This is a genomic window from Actinosynnema sp. NPDC049800 (genome assembly GCF_040656635.1).
Classification (GTDB): domain Bacteria; phylum Actinomycetota; class Actinomycetes; order Mycobacteriales; family Pseudonocardiaceae; genus Actinosynnema.
The window spans coordinates 1-4,396 of sequence record NZ_JBFAMT010000118.1 but is presented as its reverse complement, the minus strand read 5'-3'; the positions used below and the strand labels follow the sequence as shown (position 1 = coordinate 4,396).

Genomic DNA, 4,396 nt, shown 5'->3' with positions numbered 1-4,396 from the left:
ACACCGCACCGAACACCGGAAACGACTCCGCCAACCCCAACCCCATCCCCACCCGCTGCGACCCCTGACCCGCGAACACGAACCCGGTACGACCGGTCACGCGGGTGGCCGAGGCGACCACGGCCAAGCCCGCCAGCAGCGCCTCCCGGTCCGCGCCGACGACCGCGGTCCGCAGGTCCAGCGCGGCGCGCGTGGTGGCCAGCGAGAAGGCCACGTCCAGCGGGTCGAGGTCCGGTCGGGCGGCGACGAAGTCCCGCAAGCGGTCGGCCTGCGCCCGCAGCGCCTCGGGCGACCGGGCGGACAACACCCACGGCACCACCGGGAGACGCGCCTCGCGGTCCGCCCGCTCGGGCTCCGCCACCGGCGGGGCCTGCTCCAGGATGACGTGGGCGTTGGTGCCGCTCACGCCGAACGACGACACGCCCGCGCGGCGCGGCCGGCCGGTCTCCGGCCAGGGCCGGTTCTCGGTCAGCAGCTCCACCGACCCGGCCGACCAGTCCACGAACGGCGTGGGCTCGGCGACGTGCAGGGTCTTGGGCAGGATGGCGTGGCGGACCGCCATGACCGCCTTGATCACGCCGCCGATGCCGGCCGCAGCGACCGAGTGGCCGATGTTCGACTTCAACGACCCGAGGTAGAGCGGCGTCGGGCGGTCCTTGCCGTAGGCGTTGAGCAGCGCGGTGGCCTCGATCGGGTCACCGAGGCGCGTGCCCGTGCCGTGCGCCTCCACCACGTCGATGTCCACCGGGGACAGCCGGGAGTTCGCCAGCGCTTGCCGGATGACGCGCTCCTGGGACGGGCCGTTCGGCGCGGTCAGGCCGTTGGACGCCCCGTCCTGGTTCACCGCGCTGCCCCGCAGCACCGCCAACACCGGGTGCCCGTTGCGACGCGCGTCCGACAACCGCTCCAACAACACCAGCCCCACACCCTCCGACCAGCCCGTCCCGTCCGCGTCGGCGGAGAAGGACTTGCACCGACCGTCCGGAGCGAGGCCGCGCTGGCGGGAGAAGTCGACGTAGCCGCCGGGGTGGCCGTACACGGTGGATCCGCCCGCCAGCACCAGGTCGCACTCGCCCTGGCGCAACGACTGGGCCGCCAGGTGCAACGCCACCAACGACGACGAGCACGCCGTGTCCACCGTGACCGCCGGACCCTCGAACCCGAACGTGTACGACACCCGACCCGACGCGACACTGCTCAACTTGCCCGTCATGAGGTAGCCCTCCAGCTCCTCCGGGCCGTCCAGACCGAGGTAGGTCTGCTCGCCCACCCCGGCGAACACGCCGGTCGAGCTGCCCCGCAGGGCCGTCGGGTCGAGGCCGGCCCGCTCGAACAACTCCCAGGCGGTCTCCAGCAGAACCCGCTGCTGGGGGTCCATCGACAGCGCCTCGCGCGGCGAGATGCCGAAGAACCCGGCGTCGAACCTCGTCGCGTCGACGATGAACCCGCCCTGGTCGGTGTAGGAGGTGCCGGTGCGCGACGGGTCCGGATCGTAGCGGGCCTCCACGTCCCAGCCGCGGTCGTCCGGCCAGGCGGTGATGCCGTCCCGGCCCTCCAGCACCAGCCGCCACAGGTCCTCGGGCGAGGACACGCCGCCCGGGTACCGGCACGCCATGGCGACGATCGCGATCGGCTCCGTGCCGCCGGCCTCCAGCTCCGTGATGCGCTGCCGCGCCTTCTTCAGATCGGCCGTGACCCACTTGAGGTACTCGACCATCTTCTCTTCGTTGGACATCGCCGATTTCTCCCGGTGGCGCTCAGGCGGACCGGTCGACGCCGCGACCGAGTTCGTTGTCGATGAAGTCGAACAGCTCGTCGGCGGACGCCGATTCGAGCACGACCGCGGAACCCTCGTCGGCAGGCGGCGCGCCCAACTCGGCGGTCCAGCGGGACAAGATCGTGCGCAGCCGCCCGGTGATCTCCTCGCGCCGGTCGTCCTGCCGGTCGACACCGTCGAGCAGGGCCTCCAACCGGTCCAGTTCGGACAGCACCGACTCGTCCGCCGCGGGCGCGAGCACGCCGATCACGTGGTCGGTGAGCGCGGCGGGCGTCGGGTGGTCGAACACCAACGTCGCCTGGAGAGCCACACCCGTGGCCGCGGTCAGCCGGTTGCGCAGCTCCACGGCGGTCAGCGAGTCGAAGCCCAGGTCCTGGAACGGCCGCTGCTCCTCGATCCCCGCCGAGACCTTGTGGCCGAGCACGGCGGCCACCTCGCGGCGGACCAGTTCCAGCACCGCATCGCGGCGCTCGTCGGCCTCCAGGCCGACCAGCAGCGCCACCATGGACGCCGCCTGCCCGTCATCGGCCGTGCGCCGCCGCGGCGCCCTCCCCCCGCGCAGCGGGACCGGCACGCGGTCCGCCGCGCGCAGGGCAGCCTCGTCGAGCGGCGCGGCCACGACCGCCGGGTGGCCGGCGGCCACCGCGACGTCGAGCAGGCGCAGCAGTTCCTCGTCGGGCACCACGGGGAAGCCGGGTGCGCCGGCGCGTGGACCGAAAGCGACCGCGACCGCGGGGAGTCCGCGCGCCGCGCGATACCGGGCCAAGGCGTCGGTGAACGACGCGGCGGCGGCGTACCCGGCCCGACCGGGCGCGCCGAGCACCCCGGCGGTCGAGGAGAACAGCACGAACGCGGTGGCGTCGGGGAGCAGCTCGTGCAGCCGCCAGGCGCGGTCCACGCCCGGTTCGAGCGCCGCGGCCAGGGCATCGGGCGTGATGTTCGCGAGCGGGGAGTCATCCGGCTCGCCGGTCGTGTGCACCACCACGGTCGGCCGGTGCTCGGCCACCACCGCGGCCAGGTCGTCCCACGTCGCCGGCACGGTGCCGGCGGCCACCCCCGGCGCCTCCGCGTCGACGAGCACGACCTTCCGCACGCCGTGCGCCTCGACCAGGTGCCGGGCGACCAGGCCACCCAGGGGGCCGGTGACCAGCGCCGTGGCGCCCCAGTCGGTCGCGCGCGCCGCGGGCTGCACCGCGGTCAGGCGCGGGGCGAGTACCCGGCCACCGCGCACCGCCACCTGGGTCTCGCCGGCGGGCACCACCACGTCGCCGTCGGTGTCCACCAGGACCAGGCGGCCCTCGGGCAGCTCGGACTGGGCCGAGCGCAGCAGGCCCCAGGCCGCCGCGGCGGGGAGGTCGACCTCCTCGTCGGCCACCGCGACCGCACCGCTCGTCGCCACGACCACCGGGGCGGACCGCTCGCGCACCAGCTCCAGCGCCCGGGCCACCGCGGCGTGCGCGGCCGCGACCGGATCGCCCGTCGAGACCTCCAGGCGCACCACCTCGGCCGGGGTGACGGGTTCGGCGGTGACCTCGGTCCAGGTCAGCGCGCGCAGCGGTGACCTGGCGGCGAACCGCTCGACCGGGAGGTCGCGGAACCCGATCGCCTCGGCGGTGAGCACCGGTCGGCCGGCGGTGTCGGCGAGCACCAGGGACGTGGTGCCACCGTCGACCTGCCGCGCGTGGACCTCGACGGCCGCGGCGTGCGCGGCGTGCAGCCGCACGCCGCGCCACGTCGCGGGCACCCGGACGGTCGCCGCACCGACGGCTGTCGGCACCGCCAGGTCCAGCAGCACCGGGTGCAGGCCGTACGCGCCGGCCTCGCCCGCGATCGCGTCGGGCAGCCGCACGGTCGTGCCGGCGTCCGTGACGGCGGGTCCGTCGCCACCGTGCGTGGCGAGGACACCACTGGCGTGCGCCGTCCACGCCGCGTCCTCGTCGTCCGGCCGGGCGTAGACGGTGAACGCGCGCCGGCCGTCCTGGTCGGGTGCGTCCACGGACATCTGCACCCAGGCCGGGAGGGTCAGTGGCAGGTCGGTGTCCAGCTCCGCCAGCACCGGCGTGCCGAGCTGGTCGCCCGCCCGGATCGCCATCTCCACGAACGCCGCGGGCGGCACCGCGAGGTGGTCGGCGAGCCACGACCGGGCTTCGAGCAGCCCGGTGAACAGCACCCGCGACGAACCCGCGACCGCGGTGGCCGGCCCGAGCAGCGGGTGCCCGGAGACGTGCCCGGAGACGTGCCCCGTGGCGGGCGCGGACTCCAGCCAGTACCGCTCGTGCTGGAACGGGTAGGTCGGCAGGTCGACCCGCCGCGCGCCCGAGCCGCGGAAGTACGCCGCCCAGTCCACTGCCACGCCGCGGGTGTGCAGCGCGCCCAGGGCCGCGGCGACCGCCTCGTGCTCGGGTCGGCCGCGGCGCAACAGCGGCACGGCGACCACGTCACCGGTGATGGCGGGGATCATGGCCGACAGCACGGCGTTCGGTCCCAACTCGACCAGCGTGGTGACGTCCTCGTCGGCCAGGGCGCGCACCGCGTCGGCGAAGCGGACCGGCTCGCGGACGTGCCGCACCCAGTACTCCGCGGTGTTCAACTTCTCAGCCGGTTCCCCCGTCACCGTGG

General features: G+C 75.1%; 2 protein-coding genes. Both read right to left on the bottom strand.

Annotated elements, in window-relative coordinates; all coding sequences use genetic code 11:
* Positions 1-1,735 (bottom strand): type I polyketide synthase (locus AB0I91_RS44540; protein WP_499642326.1); only part of this gene is annotated, 1,735 nt, incomplete at its 3' end.
* Between the two features lie 22 nt (positions 1,736-1,757).
* On the bottom strand, positions 1,758-4,396 hold a 2,639-nt coding region (locus tag AB0I91_RS44535; RefSeq protein WP_499642324.1), incomplete at its 5' end, for a KR domain-containing protein.